The 1,095-nt window shown below is 67.0% G+C and carries 1 protein-coding gene and 1 pseudogene; one reads left to right on the forward strand and one right to left on the reverse strand.

All coding sequences use genetic code 11. The features are described 5' to 3' along the window. Nucleotides 1-384 (reverse strand): annotated as a pseudogene (locus tag PLL68_RS15700) (hypothetical protein); the annotation flags it as partial. A 132-nt stretch (nucleotides 385-516) separates the two neighbouring features. On the opposite strand from PLL68_RS15700, the gene PLL68_RS15705 reads away from it, so the two are divergent. After that, nucleotides 517-960: an Rv1352/Rv1906c domain-containing protein gene (locus PLL68_RS15705; RefSeq protein ID WP_324535701.1), complete on the forward strand. Its 444-nt coding sequence runs from the start codon at nucleotides 517-519 to the stop codon at nucleotides 958-960. The last annotated feature ends 135 nt before the right edge of the window (nucleotides 961-1,095 follow it).

The raw sequence follows: 1,095 nt of genomic DNA on the forward strand, positions 1-1,095 counted from the left end.
GTCCAGCTCGTCGGCCAGGTCGAGGATGTCGTGCGCCGCCATGTCGCTGAGCAGCCGACCCGACATGGCACCCAGCACGACCACAGCCTCCAGAGCTGCCGCCTCCCCGCGATCGCCATCGCTGGTGACGTGGCTCAGGACAAGCGGCGCTTCGACCCTCGCCTCGACGTTCTTCCCCCGGCCGGTCTGCTCGAGCCAGTCGAGGACCTCAGCGAGGTCGAAGACATCGTGCGCGTCACGGGTGGCTTTCGGCTGCGGGAACGGGATGATCACTCCACGTGCGGTTGGGCGCTTACGCCACATCGACACCACCGGGCGCTGAACGCGGGCAAGCCTCGCGATGTCAGCGAGGGAGACCAGGGTCCCCCGGGCGGTGGATGTCATGGGTGCAACCTACGTCGCGTGGGAGTCCATCGATACCATTTTGGTGATAACCCTGATTATCACTGTCATTTGACTTGACTGACTCGATCTCGCTGCACGGTGGTGTCCTCGCACTCAACCAGGAGGAACCCCATGCAGAAGAAGCACCTCATCGCGTACCCGGCCACCGCGCTCATCGCCCTCGGCATCGGCGCATCCGGCGGCGGGGACTCGGCGGGCTCAGCCGTTGCAGGCCCGACGGTGACAACCACTGTCGCCGGGGAGTCCACCTCGGAACCGGCGGTGACGGTGACCGCGACGCCGACGGTCAAGGTCACCGAGACCGCTCCGGCACCCGAGGCGCAGACGGCGATGAGCGGGGACGGCACCTACGAGGTCGGCGTCGACGTGCAGCCGGGCACCTACGTCTCGGCTCCCACCTCCGGCATCAACTGCTACTGGGAGCGATCGACGGGCTCTGACGACCTCGGCTCGATCATCGACAACGACAACACCACGGGGCAGGCCGTGGTGACGATCAAGAAGTCGGACAAGTTCTTCACCAGCAGCGGGTGCAGCGACTGGAAGCGCCGCTGACCCTCCAAGCTGCGCGCGGGGCCTGGGCCTGGAGGGGTCAAGCCCCGCGCGCTTCAGCACTCATCGCCGAGCGCTGATTGCTAGAACGGAGGGTCGCCCCAGTCGATGGGTGGTGCGCTGACCGGGGGCGCGCTG

Origin of the sequence: Ornithinibacter sp. (assembly GCF_035443565.1) — a bacterium.
GTDB lineage: Bacteria > Actinomycetota > Actinomycetes > Actinomycetales > Dermatophilaceae > Fodinibacter.